Below are 19,135 nucleotides of genomic sequence, written 5' to 3'. Positions count from 1 at the left end.
AATGCTCCTTTGGGCCTGCTATTCCCCGCGATGGTCGGCCTCAGAGACGGATCACGATCTTGCCGAAGTGTTTGCCGCTCCCGAGGTGCTCGAAGGCCGCCCGGGCGTCGGCAAACTCAAAAGTCGAGTCGATGACCGGCTGCATTTTCACCCGCTCTATCTCGGCGAGCATTTGGGCAAACATTTCACGGGAGCCGACGTAGATGCCGTCCAGCCGGATGCCTTTGCGCAGAATCTGCACGGTTTGAATTTCCCCGCTTGTGCCGGTCAGAACGCCGATGAGGGCGATGTGCCCGCCAAAGCGCACCGCCCTGATCGAACGATTCAAAGTTTCCGCGCCGCCGATCTCGACAACTTTGTCCACGCCGAGGCCGCCGGTCTGCGACAATACCCATTTGTCCCAGTCTGGATCGGATGTGTAGTTGTGAACAGCTTCCGCGCCCAGTTCGCGCAGGCGTCCGGACTTCTCGTCACTGCTCGTGATCGCCAGCACGCGGGCGCCGGCTAGTTTGGCAAATTGCAGGGCAAAAACCGACACGCCGCCGGTGCCAAGGACGAGCACGGTCTCGCCGGCTTTGAGTCCGCCACGCACATTCAGAGCATCCCAGGCCGTGACGGCCGCGCAGGGCAGCGTGGAGGCTTCTTCAAAGGAAAGATGGGCCGGAACCGGCAGCAGGCTCTCCGCCCGCATCGTCGCAAACTCACGCAGTAGGCCGTCCACCATGCCACCGAGGGCCTGGGAAGCATGTGTCTGGCTGAATTCCCCATCCAGCCAGCTCGGCATGAACGGCACCACGACACGATCTCCCGGTTTCCACATCGGGACGCCTTCTCCAACGGCGGCTACCTCGCCCGAGCCATCAGAGCAGGGAATGCGCGGCACCGGCCCGGTCACGCCTTTGATGCCCAAGACGTTCATATAATCACGATAATTGAGGCTGACAGCACGGAGGCGGATCAGAACCTCGCCAGGCCCTGGCTTTGGCTCGGGTAAGTCGACAGTCTTGAGCGAGTTCAAGCCGTCGGTTCCGGTGATCTGGCAGGCTTTCATGGGGTCAAAAGATAGGCGCGGCTCAAGGCGTTGAAAAAGGGGAAAGTTCTCGCTTGATCCATGGATTCACGAAAACATTGTGAACAAGCTCTCGGGAAACGGACGGGATCTTTTGATTTTGCGGTCATTAAGTTCCCTGTGTGTCGGAAATGATAATGTTGCCATCCTTCGTGTCAGCGTAGTGTTTGTCGTGCTGGCGTAGGTAATATGCGGATGTGGCGGAATGGTGTGCGCCAAATACATGAGCCTGTTTTGGCGAGGTCTAAGGCATGCAGGTTCGCGTTTTTGGACGGGAATGAGTCTGTTTTCATATTTTGAGTTTTATGTCCAACTATCACTTAAAGCATTGAAAAACAGTTTTTTGGATGGTTTTTTTACCTCTCGTCGCCTGAACTTCAAAGTTTGGATTGGGTGCTGCTGGCGTGTGAGATCGCGCATCAAGGGCGCAGTGGGTATTTATTTGCCAAGTGTTCCACTATTCAAAAACAAGTGTTCCACACTTGGCGCTTTCCACCTAATGGGAACGGGGTGTATTTCGCGTCGGCCGGGTGCCAGGCGGGTAAGTAATGCCAGAAATGAGAATTCGCAGTGCCTTGTGAACAACCTGTCAAAAACTGTGTTTTGCGCAGGGGGAAAGTGCGAAAAACTTGTTTGTCTTGGCGCGTGCTGTGGAGGCCTTGGGAGGCTGTGTCCGGATGCTCAGGAGGGAGGGGGAGTTGGTTCCGCTTTTTCGACGATTGAATGGCTGATTAAGCAACTATCCCTAGCGGGCCTCGGCGGCGAGTTTTTCGATCCATTTGCCCAGATCCGGCGGACGGAAAGTCCGCATGCGTTCGAGGAGTCTGGAAGGATCGGCATCGACGAGAACACAGGCGGCATGTTCCGGTTTGAGGAAGCCTTGGCGGCTCATGTGGTGGATGAATTCGATGAGTCCGTCGAAAAAGCCGCCGACATTCAGCAGTCCCACCGGTTTGTCGTGGAACGAAAGTTGCAGCCAGGTCAGCGTCTCAAAGAGCTCGTCCAGAGTGCCAAAGCCGCCCGGCAGCGCGATGAAGCCGTCGCTCAGATCGACCATCATTTGCTTCCGCTCGTGCATGCTGGCGACGACGTGCAGCTTGGTGACAGCGCCGTGCCCCAGTTCTTTGTCCATCAGCGACTTTGGGATGACGCCAACGACTTCGCCGCCTTTTGACAGCGCCCCGTCCGCCACCGCGCCCATCAGCCCGACATGCCCGCCTCCATAGACCAGCACGATGTCTGAACTGGCGAGAAAAACGCCGAGATCATGGGCTGCGGCGCGATGGGCGGGGTTGTTTCCAGGATTGGAACCGCAATAGACACAGATTCGGTTCAGTCGGGGCATGGGCGCGCATGATGGATGTTTTCGGCGGGAGTGCAAAGGCTTGCGCTGATCGCGTCGTATTCGCTAACCTCTGAACGCATGAAACGATCCCGTCGCTCCTTCCTCGCCTCCGCCGCCGCGCTCAGCGGTTGTTCACTGTTGCCCTCCTTCAAAAAGGGGGATTGGATCGACGCGCATGTGCATGTGTGGACGCCTGATGTGGAGAAATATCCGCTGGCACGTGGCTACGCGGTCAGTGACATGCGTCCGCCGAGTTTCATGCCGGAGCAATTGTTCGCGCACTGTCGCCCCGAAGGCGTGCGGCGCATCGTGCTGATCCAGATGAGCTATTATCAAACCGACAACAGCTACATGCTCGATGTCATGCGTGCGCATCCGGGAACCTTCAGCGGCGTGGCGATCGTGGATGAAAACGCGCCTGATGTGGCCGCCACGATGACCAAATTGGTCAAACAAGGCGTGCGTGGCTTTCGCATCAGTGCCGGAAGGGAAAAGAACCTCTCCGCCTGGATCGGGTCGCAAGGCATGGCGACTCTTTGGAAGGCGGCGGCCGAACTGAAAGCGAGCGTCTGTCCGCTGATCAATCCCGACACGCTGCCTCTCATCGACAAAATGTGCGAATGGTATCCCGACACGAGCGTGGTCATCGATCACTGTGCCCGCATCGGCATGGCGGGGGGCTTTAAAGAAGGCGATGTGAAGAATCTGCTCCGGCTCTCTCGCCATGCGAAGACCCATGTGAAGGCTTCGGCCTTCTACGCGCTCGGTGCCAAGAAGGCGCCTTATCTCGACATGGGGCCTCTGATTCGCCAAGTGCGGGACGCTTTCGGCTCCCAGCGTGTGATGTGGGCCAGCGATTGCCCTTTCCAGGTCGATCCGGGACACAATTACCGCGACTCCATCGCGTTGATCCGCGACCGGCTCGATTTTCTGAGCGAGCAGGACAGAGCGTGGATGCTGCGCGGCACGGCGGAGAAGGTGTTTTTCTCGTGAGGCAGGTCGGCATCTCTTTCCTCGTGAAAGCACGAAAAAGCCCCGTCAGGAATGCTGACGGGGCTCGGCTCGGGAGAGATGGTTGTTTGCGACGGAAGATCAGGCGGCGGCTTCAGCACCTTTGTGGCCGAGCTGCTTCACGGCGAGATTGAGCTGATCGTATTCGATCGGCTTCTTGATGACCGTGACGGGTCCATGGCCGAGGATCCGGCTGAGAATTTCACTGTCCGGATAGCCAGTGATGACCACGATGGGCAGATCCGGGTAAAGAGCCTTCAACTGCGAATACACTTCGTCGCCAGGAACATCGGGAAGTTTGAGGTCGAGGAAGACGAAATCGAACTTCTGCTTCTTCGCCATCGCGATGGCTTCCGCGCCGGTGCCCACCACAAGGCGGCCGAAACCGGCTTTCTTGAGGAACTGTTTGAAGAGGGCCTGCAAAGCGGGGTCATCATCGACAACCATGACAGTGGGCTGACCGGCTTCGTCTTCTTTGCGCAGCACATCGCGATCCAGCAGGCTGCGCTTGATGCGCCAGCGGCCTCCAATCTGCACAGCTGGCAACTGCCCGCGCTGCACGAGGTAATAAACAGTGGGAAGGGGGATGCGGAGGTATTCCGCAGTTTCCTTCACTGTCATGAGTTCCGGCGCATTGAGGTCAGCCATATATATTTATGAAAAAGTTTCCGAGAGTTGGTTGTTGAAAAAGCTCAGTTGATAATTTCCATCGTTACAAAGGATTTATCAGCATTTAGGAGAGAGTGCCCGTTCAGATAATTGGTAGATTTGCGAAGTTTAGTCACATTTGCAAACCAAAAATGAGTGTGGTTGAAAAACTTCGGAAATCCTGAAGAATTTCATACAAATGCCCTCAAGCCAGACTGGAGAGAATAAAAGTGCATAGATAGAGCCAGTCGAGATATTCATGCAATGCCTCTGCATTTCGGGTTCGAAGTGGCTCGTCTAGATTTGGGTGTAACGGGCATCGCATTTGCCAAAAACGGTCCTTTCGCCTAGATGCACGCCCCCATGTCTGACTCCATCCCCAACGTCCTCGCCGAACGCTACGCCACCGCCCCCATGCGCGCCCTTTGGTCGCCGGAGGGCAAAGTGAGGCTCGAACGCGATTACTGGATCGCCGTGCTCAAAGGCCAGCGTGACCTCGGCATCCCCGTGCCGGATGGCGTGATCGAGGCCTACGAAAAGGTGAAGGACCAGATCAACGTGGCCTCCATCATGGAGCGTGAGCGCGTGACGCGTCACGATGTGAAGGCACGCATCGAGGAGTTTTGCGATCTCGCCGGTCACGAGCACATCCACAAGGGCATGACCAGCCGCGACCTCACGGAGAATGTGGAGCAGCTCCAGGTCTTCCGCGCCTTGCTGGAGATCCGCCGCAAGACGGTGGCCGTGCTCGCAGGCATCGCCCGCCGTGCCGCGCAGACGCGTGACATCCCGCTCACCGCCCGCACGCACAACGTTGCCGCGCAGGCCACCACGCTCGGCAAACGCCTCGCCATGTTTGGCGAAGAAACGCTGCTGGCCTTTGGCGATCTCCAAAACGTCATCGCCACCTATCCCGCTCGCGGCCTGAAAGGCGCGGTCGGCACTCGCCTGGACCAAATCACCCTCTTCAACGGCGACGCGAAAAAGGCCTCCGAACTCGAGAACCGCATCCTGCACCATCTCGGCATGCCCGCCGCCTTTGGTGCCGTCGGCCAGGTGTATCCGCGCAGCCTCGACATGCAGGTCGTCGCCTCGCTTTGCCAAGTCGCCAGTGGCCCCGGCAGCTTTGCTCGCACGCTGCGCCTCATGGCCGGCCATGAACTTTCCTCCGAAGGCTTCGCCAAAGGCCAGGTCGGTTCCTCCGCCATGCCGCACAAGATGAACAGCCGCTCCTGCGAGCGTGTGAACGGCCTCCACGTCATCCTCAAAGGCTATCTCGCCATGGCCGCCGGTCTCGCCGGCGATCAGTGGAACGAGGGCGATGTTTCCTGCTCCGTCGTGCGCCGCGTCATGCTGCCCGATGCCTTCCTCGCTCTCGATGGCCTGCTAGAGACCTTCCTCACCATCCTGAACCAAATGGAGGTCTTCGAATCCGTCATCGAGCAGGAACTCATGCGCTACCTGCCCTTCCTTCTCACCACCACCGTCATGATGGAGGCTGTGAAAGCCGGAGCCGGACGCGAAACCGCCCACGAAGTCATCAAGGAGCACGCCGTCCAAGTCGCCAAAGACATGCGCACCGGCAAAGTGCGCGAAAACGATCTCCTCAGCCGCCTCGTCGCCGATGAACGCCTCACCCTCACTGCCGAGGACATGCAGCGCCTCGTTGCGGCCGGCAAAAACAACACGGGAGATGCTCCCGAGCAGGTCGATGCCTTCTGCGCCCGCGTGGATGCCATCGCGAAGGAATATCCCGAAGGTGCCAAGTATGAGCCGGGCGTGATCCTGTGAGGATCACGCCTCCCCCGCCTTCGGCTCCCGCACGACGCGATCGACACTGTGCTTGGTGATGATGTTACCCTGCGACTCGCGGTTTTTGATGGCGATGGAGTTGAAGGGGAACTTGATCTGGAGATTGCGCAGGTAGAGCGCGGGCTTCAGGTGCACCACGGCGTTGAAGGCATTGCTCTCCTCCTCCGTCTCGTGGCGGATGAGGTAGAGCACCGTCGATCCAGGCGTCCCCTTGGTCAGCACGTATTCCTTGTCGCGGGTGATGCCGCCGACGCGGAAGCGCTTCGCCATGACATTGCCCTGGCGGCCGTCACGATAGACCAGGCTGTAAACAGCCTGGTCGTCCTTCTTGAACAGGCCGATGTAGGGCGGGTTCTTGCCCACGAAGAACTTCTCGCCCGCCTTCGTCACGCTCATCGTGCCGTCCTTCGTGAAGAAGATCACGTCATCCAGCGGCGAGCACTTGCACACCGGCTCGCCCTCGCGCTTCAGGCCCGTGCCGGCAAAGCCGTCCTTGGCGTTCAGGTACAGCGTCTCGTTCTGCATGATCACCTCTGCGGCGGCCACGCGTTCAAAGCTGCTCACCACCGTGCGGCGCTCACGGCCGGGGCCGTAGGTCTTCTTTAGCTCTTCAAAGTGACGGATCGTGTACTTCGTGAGGCCTTTGAGAAACTTCTCCGCCTGCTCGATCTCCTCCTCCAGTTCCTTGATGTGGTTGTCCGCCTCGAAGCTGTTGAACTTGGAGATGCGCTTGATCTTGATCTCCGTCAGTCGGGCCACGTCGTCATCGTTCACCTCGCGCTTGAGCTGGCCTAGGAAAGGCTTCAGTCCTTTCCAGATCGCAGCGATCACGGCTTCCCAGGTCTCGCACTCCTCGATTTTACGGTAGATCCGGTTCTCGATGAAAATCTTCTCCAGGGAGCTGAAATGCCATTTCTCGTTCAGCTCGCCCAGCAGGATCTCCAGTTCATGGCCCAGGATCTTCTTCGTATTCTCCGCGCTGGCCTTCAACAGCTCGTTCACGCTCATGAAGCGCGGCTTGTCGTCCTGGATCACCACGGCGTTTGGTGACAGGCTCACTTCGCAATCCGTAAAGGCGTAGAGCGCCTGGATCGTCTGCTCCACGTCCGTGCCGGAGGGCAGTTGCACCACGATCTCCACCTTTTCCGCCGTGTTGTCGTCCACGCGGGCGATTTTGATTTTTCCCTTCTCATTCGCGGCGACGATGCTGTCCATCAGCCCGCCCGTCGTCGTGCCGAAGGGGATCTCGGTGATGACGAGCGTGTTCTTCTTCGGTCCTTCCTCGATCTTTGCCCGCACGCGCACCCGGCCTCCTCGCAGGCCGCCGTTGTAATCCTTCGCGTCCATGATGCCGCCCGTGGCGAAGTCCGGCAGCAGGTTCACCTCCTCGCCACGCAGTGCGGCGATGCTTGCGTCGCACAGTTCGATGAAATTGTGCGGCAAAATGCGGCAGGACAGGCCAACGGCGATGCCTTCCACGCCCTGCGCCAGCAGCAGCGGAAACTTCACCGGCAGCGTCACCGGCTCCTTGTTACGACCGTCGTAGCTGGCCACCCACTCGGTCACCTTCGGGCTGTAAACCACGTCCAGGGCGAATTTCGACAGCCTTGCCTCGATGTATCGCGGTGCCGCCGCGTTGTCGCCCGTCAGCGTGTTGCCCCAATTCCCCTGCGTGTCGATGAGCAGGTCCTTCTGACCCAGTTGCACCATCGCGTCACCGATGGAGGCGTCGCCGTGCGGGTGGTATTTCATCGTGTTGCCCACCACGTTAGCCACCTTGTTGTAACGGCCGTCCTCCAGTTCGTCCATGGAGTGCAAAATGCGCCTCTGTACCGGCTTCAAGCCGTCATGGATGTGCGGCACGGCGCGCTCGAGGATCACATAGCTCGCGTAGTCGAGGAACCAGTCGCTATACAGATCGTCCACTGGCTTGTGCTCCACGGGGGCGGCGGAGGGCAGGATGGGGGAGTTGTCGTCAGCGGAGGTTTTTTTGGAGGACTTTTTGGCCACGGCGGGAATCGGTTCAGGGGAAGGGGCGGCGAGAATAGACGCTCACGACCTCAGCGCAAGGGTTCCGTGCCCTCTGGACGATGGTCGTTGCTACAAGCCGGTGTCCCAAAGGGTAGCGTGGGCACTACTGGTTGAGCGCCGAAGAGTCTTTGCCACTCCGAAAGGAAGCAGCCACTGCCCGAGGGATCATTCTACCGGTATCTCATTTTGTGCGTGAAGAATTGGCCCGGAACATTCTAATGTCGTCTGCGCCCGCTCATGAAATCACACATCGTTCTCCTCCTAGCCCTCGGCTCCTGCCTCACGTTTCCCTCCTGTGAGACGCCCGTGCAGCGGGCCCGGCGGGTGAAGGACGAGAAGCTCCTCGTTATCAAGAGACCAGCCATGGCGGAGAAGATCATCGAGGACGTCGTGAAGCTGCCGGAGGACAAGGAGCCCACCATGTGGGACATCGCTCAGACTTTCCCGGCCTACGACTGGTCCATCAATGCCTTCCACCGCGACGGACTGACGGAGGTGTGCGAGGATCGTTTCCTGCTGAAGGGCGACAGCTCCCAGATGCCGGTCGAGATCAAGCAGGTCTCCGAAAAGCCGCCGCTCAAAGTCGAACTGGCCATCGGTCCGATCCATGACGGCTACGGCTTCCGCATGCCGAAGCTGCATTACACCTTCAAACGTGTCGATGGCGGCTGGAGGCGCACAGCCTGGCATGTGAGCTACCACGGCCGCAAAAACAAGGATGGAGAGGAAGAACCGCCGCTGACCGAGGTGGAGAACAAGGAGAAAATCGAGAACCTCACCGGAGAGCCTTACATTGATGAAGTCGCCGCTGCCGAGGCGGCTGCGGCAGGCATGCCCCTCTAACCGCCTCTCTCCTTTGCTTTTGCTCCTCAATGCGCCTGCAGCCAGTTCGTGCCGGTGCCGGCCTCGACTTCTGCCTGGACGCCGTGGGGGAGCTGGAGGGCGTTTTTCATCGCATCGACGATGATCGCACGGGCCTGATCGGCTTCGCTGGCGGGCATTTCGAAGAGCAGTTCGTCGTGCACCTGGAGGAGCATGCGGGCTTGCAGGCCAGCTTTCGTGAGAGCGGTATCGACGTGGATCATGGCGAGCTTGATCATGTCGGCTGCGGTGCCCTGGATGGGCGTGTTCATGGCGACTCGCTCGGCCTGGCCGCGCACGGTGGCGTTGGCGCTGGTGATGTCGCGGATCGTGCGGCGGCGTTTGGTGAGCGTTTCGGTGTAGCCGTGCTTTTTGGTGTCGGCGACGATTTGATCCATGAAGCGTTTGATGCCGGGGAACTGCTGGAAGTAGTTCTCGATGATCGTGGCGGCTTCGGCGCGTGGAATGCCGAGCCGCTGGCTGAGGCCGAAGGCGCTGATGCCGTAGATGATGCCGAAATTCACCATCTTCGCCGTGCGGCGCATCTCGGGCAGCACGCCGTCGAGTTCGACGCCATACACGCGGGCGGCCGTGGCCTGGTGAATGTCGTGGCCTTGCGCGAAGGCTTCGATCATGGCCTCATCGCCGCTGAGCGCGGCCATGACGCGGAGTTCGATCTGCGAGTAGTCGGCGCTCATCAAAATCCAGCCGTCGTGGCCGGGGACGAAGGCTTTGCGGATCTCGCGGCCGAGATCGCTGCGAATCGGGATGTTTTGCAGATTCGGATTGCTGCTCGCCATACGGCCGGTGGCAGCCATGAGCTGGTGGAAGGTCGTGTGGACGCGACCGGTGACTTTGGAAACAGCATGCGGCAGTGCTTCGACGTAGGTGCTGTTGAGCTTCGTGACCTCGCGATAATCGAGGATGTCCTGAATGATGGGATGCAGGCCGAGGAGTGACTGCAGCACCTGCTCGTTTGTTTGATACTGGCCGGTGGCGGTCTTCTTCGGCTTGTCGATGAGCTTGAGGCGGTCGAAGAGCACTTCGCCGAGCTGCTTGGGGCTGTTGAGGTTGAAGGGCCCGCCTGCATTCTCCTGGATGCGTTTTTGCAACTCCTGCGCCTTCTTTTCGAGTTCGATGCCGTATTCGCGAAGCGCCTGCACGTCGATCTTCACGCCAAAGTTCTCCATCTTGGTGAGCACCGGCAGCAGTGGCGATTCGATGGACTCGAAGACGTAAACCTGCTCCTTCAACTCAGGCCTCATCTTCGCGGCGAGCTGCCAGGTCACATCCGCGTCCTCCGCGGCATAGTCGGCGACCTTGCGAGCGTCCTGCGCCGCGACATCGGCCATGGTGGCCTGGCTGAAGAGATCGTCCTTCTCGGTGCCGATGAGGCTGGTGATCGGGACCGGCGTGTAGCGCAGATACGTTTCCGAGAGATAATCCATGCCGTGGCGCTGATCGGGATCGATCAAGGAGTGCGCCAGCATGGTGTCAAAGAACGGCCCGCGGACCTCGATGCCATGGGCGAGCAGCACGCTGAGGTCGAATTTGAGGTTGTGGCCGATTTTCTCAGTTCCTTCGCGAGTGAGCAGATCGCGAAATTCTTCGAGCACGGCCTTCGCGGCGGCTTTTTCACGGGGGAAGTGCACGAACCAGCCTTCATGCGCTTTCCATGAGAAGGCGATGCCGACGATCTGCGTGTCGCGTGGATCGAGTCCGGTCGTTTCGAGGTCGAAGCAGTAGCTGGGTTGCTTGGCGAGCAGTTGGAGCAGCTTTTGGCGTTCCTCGGCGCTTTGGACGAGGTGATAAACGTGTGGCGTGTCGGCGATGGTGGTGAGTTTTGCGGAGACCGATGGTGAAAACAGGTCGTCTTGCGCGGATGGAGCGTCAGGTGACAGGCTGGCAGCCTGTTTCACGGCCTGATCTGTTTTGCGACCGCGACCCGCTTTGAAGTCATCGCCAAAGAGACGGCGACCGAGGGCGTTGAACTCGAACTCGGTGAGGAAGGCCTTCAGCGCCTCGTCGTCATGCGGTTTGACGACGAGATCGGCAAGCTCTGCCTCAAACGGCATGTCGGTGAAGATGGTGGCGAGCTTTTTGGAGAGGATCGCGTCATCGCGGCTGGCTTCGAGTTTCTCCTTCTGCTTGCCTTTGAGCTGGTCGGTATTGGCGAGGAGGTTTTCCACGCTGCCGAACTGCTGGATTAGCGCGGTGGCGGTCTTTTCGCCAAAGCCTTTGACGCCGGGAATGTTGTCCACGGCATCTCCCATGAGCCCGAGGATGTCGATGACCTGCGACGGGCGCTCGATGCCCCAGCGCTCACAGACTTCCTTCACGCCGAGGATTTCCACGTCGCTGCCCTGGCGGCCGGGCTTGTAGATTTTGACGTGCTCGGTCACGAGCTGGCCGAAGTCCTTGTCCGGCGTGACCATGAAGGTCTCCATGCCCGCTTTGTCCGCCCGTGCGGCCATGATGCCGATGATGTCGTCCGCCTCGTAGCCATCCCGCACGAGCAGCGGCACGTTCATGGCCTGGAGCAGCCGTTTCACCTGCGGGATGGCCATCGCGATGTCCTCGGGGATCTCCTCGCGCTGCGCCTTGTAGTCCGGGAACATCTCATGGCGCGGCGTGGGTGCGGAGGTGTCGATGGCCACGCCGAGGTGGGTGGGCTTCTGGTTGTGCAGGATGTCCAGCAGCGTGTTCGCAAAGCCGTATAGCGCGGAGGTGTTCACGCCATCGCTCGTGCGGATGGGATTTTTGATGAAGGCGAAGTGGGCGCGGTAGATCAGCGCCATCGCGTCGAGGAGGAAAAGCCGGTCGGACATGTGACCGCGAGGGTAGGCGGGCATGCCTGCCGCTCAAGCACCATGCAGCATGCGTGCGTTTTCGACGATGGCGCGGCTGGCCTCGGTCTCGTCGTTGACGACGAGCGTGGCGCCGAGACGTTTGAGACGCTCGACATCAGAACTGAAGCGTGCGCGGGCGAGCACGGGGATGTCGGGACGCTGCTGGCGCACGATGGCGAGCGCCTGCACGTTGACGGTGGCGTCAGGGAAGGTAAGGGCGACCATGCGGGCGTTCTTCAATTGAGTGAGCTCCCACGTCTCCTCATGGCTGGCATCGGCGAATAGCACGGCCTGACCCTGGCGCTGGAGTTTGCGCACGGTTTCGGCGTTGAGCTCGAGCACCAGCGTGCGGATGCCGGCATCAAGCAGCGCCTTGTTGAGTTTTTCACCGACGGGACCATGGCCGCAGACGATGGCATGGTCGGTGATCGCTGAAATGCGCTGGCGGAGGCTACCGGCGTCGAATTTGGCTGGTTTGCCACGGCCCCAGCCGCGTTTGACCAGCCAATCACCAAGTGGCTGACCCATTTTGAGCAGCGCGGGAAGCAATCCCATCGAGAGGGCGCTGGCAACGAGGAGGGTTTGCTGCGTTGCCTCATTCCAAAGGCCCGCCGTCCCCGCGTTTTGCAGCAGCACGAGTGAAAACTCGCCCGCGCTGCACAAGCCGATGCCTGCCATCAACGCCTGACGATGCACGAGACCGAGTCTGCGCGCGATGAAGGTGATGACCACGGCCTTGGCGAGCATCAATATGATGGTGAGCGAAAAAATGGGCAGCCAGAGATGAATCGCGGCCTTGAGGTCGATCATTAGGCCGACGGAGACGAAGAAGAGCGTGAGGAAGAGATCCTTCAGCGGCATCACATCGGATAGAATGCGGTGCTTGAAGATCGACTCGCTTACCGCCAGACCGGCGATGAACGCGCCGAGCGCGAGTCCGAGGCCGAGCAATCCGCCGATGAACGCCAGACCCACGCAGCAGCCTATGACCGAGAGCGTGAACAGCTCGCGGCTGCGGGTGTGGGTGACCGCGTTCAACACCCACGGGATGATCCAGCGCGCCGCGACACCCGCGAGAACGACGAACATGCCGCCACGCAACGCGAGCGAGCCCAGGCGAGGCAGCAAAGCCTCTTGTGATTCTTCCTGTGGCATGAGCAGTGGCATGAACAGGAAGAAGACGATGATGAACAGGTCCTGGAAGATCGCGACCGCGAGCGCCATGCGCGCGCCTGGGCTCGCCTCCAGCCCCAGATCCTGAAAACTCTTCAGGCTGACCGCGGTTGAACTCATGGCGAGCGCGACGGATGCCAGAACCGCGCTCTGCCATGAAAAACTCAGCGCCATGCATGCTGCGGCGGCGATGAGCACGCACAGCCCCATCTGCCAGCCGCCACCGCCAAATGCGAGACGCCGCAGGAAACGCAGCTCACCAAGCGAGAACTCCAATCCCAGTGTGAACATGAGCAGAATCACGCCGAACTCGGCCATCTGCGAGACACGCTCATGCGATTCGCCGCCGCCGAGCAGGTCGAGCACGCCCGAGTTCGCGATCAAGACGCCGCAGATGAAGTAACCGGCAAGCATTGACTGCTGAAGTCGCAACAGCAGCAACGAAACCAACACCACCCCGGCCAGCATGAGCGCCAGCAGGGCGAACAACGGGGGGATGGTGTCGGAAGCGGCGAGCATGGCTGTCACGCGGCCGTTTTATCCTCGCTGCTGTGTTGGAGCTGGTAGAGCTTCTGGTAAAGCGGGCAGCGTGTCAGCAATTCACTGTGCGTGCCACGATCGAGGATGCGCCCCTGGTCCATGACGACAATTTGGTCCGCCTCAAGAATGGTGGAGAGGCGGTGGGCGATGGCCACGACGGTCTTGCCTTCAGAGAGCATGTGGATGGCCTCCTGGATGATTTTTTCACTTTCCGTGTCGAGCGCGGAGGTGGCCTCGTCGAGCAGCAGGACCGGCGCGTCGCGTAAAATGGCGCGGGCGATGGAGATGCGCTGCTTCTGGCCGCCGGAGAGGTTGCAGCCGCCTTCGCCGGCGATGGCATCGTAGCCGGCGGGAATTTTTTCGATGAACTCGTGCGCGTGCGCTTTTTTCGCGGCGGCGATGATCTCCTCCTCCGTGGCGTCAAGGCGGCCGTAGCGGATGTTTTCGCGCAGCGTGTCATGGAACAGGAAGGTGTCCTGGCTGACGACGCCGATGTTCTCGCGCAACGACGCCTGCGTGAGGGAGCGGATGTCGCGGCCGTCGAGCAGCACCGCGCCCTCGTCAGGATCATAAAAACGCAGCAGTAACGAGTAGAGCGTGCTTTTGCCAGCGCCGCTCGGGCCGACGAAGGCGTAAAATTTCCCCGGTTCGAGCTGCAGATCGATTTTGGTGACGGCAGGCACGTCTTTTTTCACGCCATGTGCATCACGGTAATGAAAGGTGACGTTCTGGAAGCTGACGGCCCCACGAGCGCGTGCGGCGGCGACGGCGTCCGGGGCGTCCTTGATGTCCGGCGAGCGTTCGAGCAGCTCAAAGACCATGCCTGCGGCAACGGTGGTCTTTTGCAGCATCATCTGCACACGGCTCAGCTCTTTGACCGGCGGATAGATTTGTGTGAGCGCCATGACGAGGAGGAAGAAGTTCTCCGCCTCCAGGCCGCGGTCCCAAGCATAGACGAGGCCGGCGGCGATGCCAAGCGAGGCGACGGTCTCGACGATCGGGCCGACCAGCTCGACCGCCTTGGTCCAGCGCACCTGGTTGCGGGTCATGCTGGCGTTGGTGGTGGCAAAGCGTTCCTCGGCGTGCGACTCGCGTGCGTAAGCCTTGACGAGACGGATGCCGGCGAAGGACTCCTGCATGGCGACCATGAGGGAGCGCGAGTCGTATTCCTCCCGCGCGCCGCTCTTGCGCACGCGCTTGCCGATGCGCACGATGGGCACGAGGCAGGCAGGAAAAACGACCAGCGACATCAGTGTGAAGAACCAGTCCTGCGCGAAGAGCACGACGAGGATGGAGATGATGGTCAGCGGCCGTTGTGCGAGGGTCTGGACGAGCTGCATGGCATTGCGCTGCACGGACGCGGTCTGGACGGTGACGGTCTGCATTAGCTCCCCGGTGCGGGCGCTGTTGAAAAAGCCCGGCGACTGGCGCATGACGCTGTGGAAGGCGTCGTTGCGGAGCTGGTAGGCGACCTTGCTGGTGACCCAGGCCTGCATGTAGCTGGAAAGGTAGGCGAAAAAACCGCGCAGGAAGATGAGCACGGGGATGAAGGCGCACGCGATCATGACACCTGAGAATCCCACCGGCGTGTCAGCGTCCAGGCCGAGCATTTTTGCGAGGTTGATCTCGCCGAGCAGCGGCAGGTCCACGGCTTCGCCGAGCGTACGGGTCTTGCCTTTCAGAACGAGAGAAAAGATGAGCTGGAAGCCGATAAGCATGACGCCGTTGAAGACGGCGCTGAGCATGCCGAGCACGATGCTGAGGGCGAAACGGCCGCGGTAGGGAAGCACATACTTCCAGATGGTGCGGAGCGTCTGTTTCGCGAGATCGGCGACGCGGGGATCGGAGAGTTTGAAGGAGGCTGGGGACTGGCCGGGCATGGGAGGGCCGCATTAACCGCCGCATCGCGACGCACACAACCGCGAAGTGCCAAGGCGGCGGTCATCCTTGGTTGACGGCGGGCTGTGGCTCGGCTTAACAAGCGGTTCCGTCCCGCCTGCCGGCGGACAATTTCATTTCCCCGCCGCATGTCCTTTCTGTCCTGGCAATACGCCTTTTTTCTGCCGCTGGTGGTCGTGCTCTACTGGTGGCTGGGGCTGCGGGCGCGGATGGTGCTGCTGCTGGCGGGGAGCTATGTGTTTTACGGCATGTGGGACATGCGCTTTCTGGCGCTGCTGATGGGATCGACATGCGTGGATTACTTCTGCGGGCGGGCGATCACCGGACATCGCGCGCCGCTGCCGCGAGTGATCGCGGCGGCGCTGCTGCCGCTGGCGTGGTTGATGGCCTACCGCGTCATCCCGCATGGGCAAGGTGAGGTGCGGACGGCGATGCTGGAGTTCGGAGCGATCTTCGCGGTGATTTTTTCCGCCGGTTATCCGCTGCTATGGCTTCTGGCTGAGGAAAAGCGGCGGAAGGGCTTCCTGCTGCTGAGCATTGGCTCGAACCTCGCCGTGCTATGCATTTTCAAGTACTTTGGTTTCTTTGCGGAGACACTGATGGCACTGCTGCGGCACGCGGGCGTGGAATGCGGCTGGGTGCTGCCGCATGTGGTGCTGCCGGTGGCGGTGTCGTTCTACACTTTTCAATCGATCGCTTATGCGGTGGACGTCTACAAAGGCAAGGCGCGGCCGGCGGAGGATCTGCTCACGTTTGGCGCGTATCTCGCCTTCTTCCCGCAGCTCGTGGCGGGGCCGATCGAGCGTCCTGCGCATTTTCTCACGCAGTTTCAGAACGCTGCGCGCTGGGACTGGGCGCATGTTCACACGGGGCTGCGCATGCTGCTGGTGGGCGCGTTCAAAAAAGCTTTTGTGGCGGACCAGTGCGCGATTCTGGCGAATCATGTCTTCACATCAGGGGCCACGCTGAACGCACCATGGGCGGTGCTGGGCGTGCTGGCGTTCGCCTTCCAGATCTATGGGGATTTCTCCGGCTACACCGACATGGCGCGCGGGTCGGCGCGGCTGCTGGGCATCGAGTTGAGCCAGAACTTTCGCCTGCCCTACGCGGCGCGCGGGCCCAGCGATTTCTGGCAGCGCTGGCACATCACGCTCTCGCGCTGGTTCCGCGACTACGTTTACATTCCGCTGGGCGGCAACCGACGCGGGTCATTCATCACATTGCGAAACCTGTGGGTGACGATGCTGCTGGCGGGGCTGTGGCACGGGGCGAGCTGGACCTTTGTGCTGTGGGGGGCTTATCATGCGGCCTTGCTGACGCTCTATCGCATGGTGCCGGCGCTCGGACGTCTGGAGGAGAGCAAGGCTGCCCGCGGATTCGCGCGGCATGGTGCGGTGGTGTTGATGTTTGCGCTAACGCTTGTTGGCTGGGCGGTCTTCCGCGCGCCGAATCTGGCGGCGCTGGGAGCCTGGTTCGCGGCGCTGGGGAATTTTCACGCCACGCTGCCGTGGTTGAAGCCCGCGGCCTGGCTGGTGATCCACGCCGTGCCGTTGTTGCTGCTGCAATGGGCCACGCGGGGCAGGCAGGACGAATCCGACCTCGACCACCTGTCATGGCCCGTGCGCGGCGTTGTCTTCATCTTCATGTTCATGCTCTTCGCCAGCGCTTCTTCAGGCGAGCAGGAGTTCATCTATTTCCAGTTCTGATGCGTGCGCTCTCGAAATCCTTCGTGCTGATGGTGGTTGTGCTCCTTGGGGCAGAACTCGTGGGACGGCTGCTTTTTGCGCAGACGTTGAGCGGTCGTTTTGACTACGGCTATGATGCGACCGCAGGCTTTGTCGAAAATGCGGACGGCACGGTCGATCTGGTTCGCGCGGGCGGACGGAAGTTTTTTCCACAGTCGTTTGCCCTGAAACGCGAACCCGGCGCGACGCGCATCATGGTCATCGGTGACTCGGTGGCGCGTGGTCGTGATGTGGCATCCAGTTACGCCGGTCAGCTCGGGGAAATTTTGCGCAAGTCGGGCGTGAAGGCGGAGTCGTTTAACTTGGGCCTGCCCGGTTACGGGGCGCGGCGGAAGCAAGTGGTGCTGCAGCAGGCGCTGCGCTATGACCCCACACTGCTGGTGCTGCATGTGAATCTCTCGAACGAGTTCGAGGACGAGCGCGAATGGCGGCGGCGGGAGGAGTTCCGCTCCGCGCATCCGCGCAACTGGCTAATGAAATCTGTCCTGATCCGCCGCCTGTTCGAGGCGCGCACGGAAAAAGTCTTCTGGGAGTTGCTGCCGCAGGAGGTTCGTCTCCAGGGCGCGGCGAGTGACGCGGACGCCGAAATCGCCGCCGGGATGAACGCGGCCACCCTGTCGCGCTGGAACGACCTGGTACGCGAGCAGACGATTCTCTCGGTGGAAACGGCGAAAAAAGCAGGCGTGCCGTTGCTGCTGGTCATCCAGGCGGATCTGCATCAAGGCGCCGATGGCGGCGCTGCGGCCGATGAAAAAGGCCAGTATGACTGGGTGACCAAGCTGGCCGGTCCTGATGTGGCAATCGTACGCATGCAGGAGCTGTTCAAAGGCCGGAATGTGAAGGCGATTTACGCCGACGCCGCGCATGTGCGGGCCGAAGGTCACGAAATCATCGCGTCCGCGCTCGCGGAGCGCGTGCGGACCGGATTTGGCGCGCCGCGCGCGCAACAGTGAATTTTTTTCACGCGCCGAGATGCTGCCGGTAGATGGCGTCCAGGCGGTCCAGCATGACCTCCAGGCTGTGCTGTGATTCGATGAGTTTTCTGCCTTCGGCGCAAAGCGCCTGCGTTTTTTCCCGCTGTTCGAGCGTGTCACGAATGGCGGCGGCGAGGGCAGGGGCGTTTTGCATCGGCACGAGACGGCCGGTGATGCCGTTTTGAATGATGCTGGGTATTCCTCCCACATCACTGGCCACCACGGGCACGCCGGTGGCCAAGGCCTGGAGTCCGGACTGCGGGATCGCCTCGTGAAACGATGGAATGGCGACGATGTCGAGCGCGCGCATGATGTCCGGCACATCCTCGCGATGTCCGGTGAGGGTGAACTGGTCCTCCACACCGAGCGCGGCCAGCGTGACCTCCAGACGCGGACGATGCGGCCCCTCGCCGACGATGACGCAGTGGATGCGCAGCTTGTGCTCGTCCCGCAGGATGCGCACGGCCTCGGCGAGCACCTGCGTGCCTTTGGCAAAGCGCAGCACGGTGATCATGCCGATCAAAGGCGTGCCTTCAGGCAGTTCCGGCAATGGCAGCACGGCACGCGGGCCGTCCTGCCCGAAACGCTGCAAATCGACGCCGGTGGGGATCGTGGTGATCTCCGCTGGATCGAGGTCAAAAGTGGCGGTGAGCGTCTCGGTGATCTTCGGGCTGGTGGTGATGATGTGATGGCTCCATTCCTTGTACATCAGTCGGCTGAGCGACTTGTTGGGAATAGGCACGTCGAAATGACGGCTGCGGATGATGAGCGGCACGCGGGCGATGCGCGCGGCGATGGTGAGCAGCCAGCCGTCCCGCGAGCTGTGCGGGTTGGCGATCTGGATGCGATGCCGGTGCAGCCACCAGGCGAGGCGCAGCGCATGCACGGGCAGCAGGGCGCGCTGGTTGAACGGCTGCGCCACGACCGGCACACCGGCGCGTTCAGCGCGTTGAAAAAGCTGCGCCTGCGGCGGCGCGATGAGCCACACCTGACTGCCACGACGCTGAAAGCCTTGCATTTCCGCCAGGATGCGATGCTCCTGGCCGCCCCAGCCGAGGGAGGCCTCGGAGTGGGCGATGCGCCATGAAACTGCGGGAGGTGATGAGGTGACGTTCATCAGCGATTTGCTCCATGGCGTGAGCGCCGGATGAAATAAAGCCCCTTTTTGACAAAAACTT

Annotated in this window: 13 protein-coding genes; 5 read left to right on the top strand and 8 right to left on the bottom strand. The window is 60.9% G+C overall.

Features of this window, described 5'->3' with window-relative positions; all coding sequences use genetic code 11:
* Positions 1-40: 40 nt before the first annotated feature.
* The gene (locus tag ACILSE_RS14545; RefSeq protein WP_395718133.1) at positions 41-1,051 is read right to left on the bottom strand and encodes an NAD(P)-dependent alcohol dehydrogenase; all 1,011 of its coding nucleotides are present in this window, start codon (positions 1,049-1,051) and stop codon (positions 41-43) included.
* A 763-nt stretch (positions 1,052-1,814) separates the two neighbouring features.
* Complete coding sequence (locus ACILSE_RS14540; protein ID WP_395718132.1) at positions 1,815-2,414, bottom strand: TIGR00730 family Rossman fold protein; 600 nt, start codon at positions 2,412-2,414, stop codon at positions 1,815-1,817.
* A 78-nt stretch (positions 2,415-2,492) separates the two neighbouring features.
* Here ACILSE_RS14540 and ACILSE_RS14535 point away from each other — a divergent pair, with 78 nt between their 5' ends.
* Positions 2,493-3,407: an amidohydrolase family protein gene (locus ACILSE_RS14535; RefSeq protein ID WP_395718131.1), complete on the top strand. Its 915-nt coding sequence runs from the start codon at positions 2,493-2,495 to the stop codon at positions 3,405-3,407.
* Between the two features lie 99 nt (positions 3,408-3,506).
* On the opposite strand, the gene ACILSE_RS14530 is transcribed toward ACILSE_RS14535, so the two are convergent.
* Positions 3,507-4,073 carry a response regulator gene (locus ACILSE_RS14530; protein ID WP_294233581.1) on the bottom strand — a complete coding sequence of 189 codons (567 nt, stop codon included), beginning with the start codon at positions 4,071-4,073 and terminating at the stop codon, positions 3,507-3,509.
* Positions 4,074-4,436: 363 nt separating this feature from the next.
* Between ACILSE_RS14530 and purB the strand changes: the two genes are divergently transcribed.
* Entirely contained in the window at positions 4,437-5,864 is a 1,428-nt protein-coding gene (gene purB / locus ACILSE_RS14525; RefSeq protein ID WP_395718130.1) for an adenylosuccinate lyase, read from the top strand.
* A 3-nt stretch (positions 5,865-5,867) separates the two neighbouring features.
* Here the strand turns inward: purB and ACILSE_RS14520 are convergent, their stop codons facing one another.
* Positions 5,868-7,895 carry a DNA gyrase/topoisomerase IV subunit A gene (locus ACILSE_RS14520; RefSeq protein ID WP_395718129.1) on the bottom strand — a complete coding sequence of 676 codons (2,028 nt, stop codon included), beginning with the start codon at positions 7,893-7,895 and terminating at the stop codon, positions 5,868-5,870.
* A gap of 258 nt (positions 7,896-8,153) precedes the next feature.
* Between ACILSE_RS14520 and ACILSE_RS14515 the strand changes: the two genes are divergently transcribed.
* Entirely contained in the window at positions 8,154-8,759 is a 606-nt protein-coding gene (locus tag ACILSE_RS14515; protein ID WP_395718128.1) for a hypothetical protein, read from the top strand.
* A 26-nt stretch (positions 8,760-8,785) separates the two neighbouring features.
* Here the strand turns inward: ACILSE_RS14515 and polA are convergent, their stop codons facing one another.
* The 3 genes from polA to ACILSE_RS14500 are packed head-to-tail and all read right to left on the bottom strand — an operon-like array spanning position 8,786 to position 15,219.
* Positions 8,786-11,605, bottom strand: a complete 2,820-nt coding sequence (gene polA, locus ACILSE_RS14510) for a DNA polymerase I (RefSeq protein WP_395718127.1) — start codon at positions 11,603-11,605, stop codon at positions 8,786-8,788.
* Between the two features lie 33 nt (positions 11,606-11,638).
* On the bottom strand, positions 11,639-13,318 hold the full coding sequence (locus ACILSE_RS14505) for a cation:proton antiporter (RefSeq protein WP_395718126.1): 1,680 nt from the start codon (positions 13,316-13,318) through the stop codon (positions 11,639-11,641).
* A 5-nt stretch (positions 13,319-13,323) separates the two neighbouring features.
* Positions 13,324-15,219, bottom strand: a complete 1,896-nt coding sequence (locus tag ACILSE_RS14500; protein WP_395718125.1) for an ABC transporter ATP-binding protein — start codon at positions 15,217-15,219, stop codon at positions 13,324-13,326.
* Between the two features lie 147 nt (positions 15,220-15,366).
* Between ACILSE_RS14500 and ACILSE_RS14495 the strand changes: the two genes are divergently transcribed.
* On the top strand, positions 15,367-16,944 hold the full coding sequence (locus tag ACILSE_RS14495) for an MBOAT family O-acyltransferase (protein ID WP_395718124.1): 1,578 nt from the start codon (positions 15,367-15,369) through the stop codon (positions 16,942-16,944).
* Positions 16,851-17,936 carry a hypothetical protein gene (locus ACILSE_RS14490; protein ID WP_395718123.1) on the top strand — a complete coding sequence of 362 codons (1,086 nt, stop codon included), beginning with the start codon at positions 16,851-16,853 and terminating at the stop codon, positions 17,934-17,936. Before ACILSE_RS14495 ends, ACILSE_RS14490 begins: the two co-directional genes overlap by 94 nt.
* Positions 17,937-17,943: 7 nt before the next feature.
* Here the strand turns inward: ACILSE_RS14490 and ACILSE_RS14485 are convergent, their stop codons facing one another.
* Complete coding sequence (locus tag ACILSE_RS14485) at positions 17,944-19,074, bottom strand: glycosyltransferase (protein WP_395718122.1); 1,131 nt, start codon at positions 19,072-19,074, stop codon at positions 17,944-17,946.
* Positions 19,075-19,135 lie beyond the last annotated feature (61 nt).

The organism is Prosthecobacter sp., assembly GCF_044236155.1.
GTDB lineage: Bacteria > Verrucomicrobiota > Verrucomicrobiia > Verrucomicrobiales > Verrucomicrobiaceae > Prosthecobacter.
This window is presented reverse-complemented; position numbering and strand designations above follow the sequence as displayed.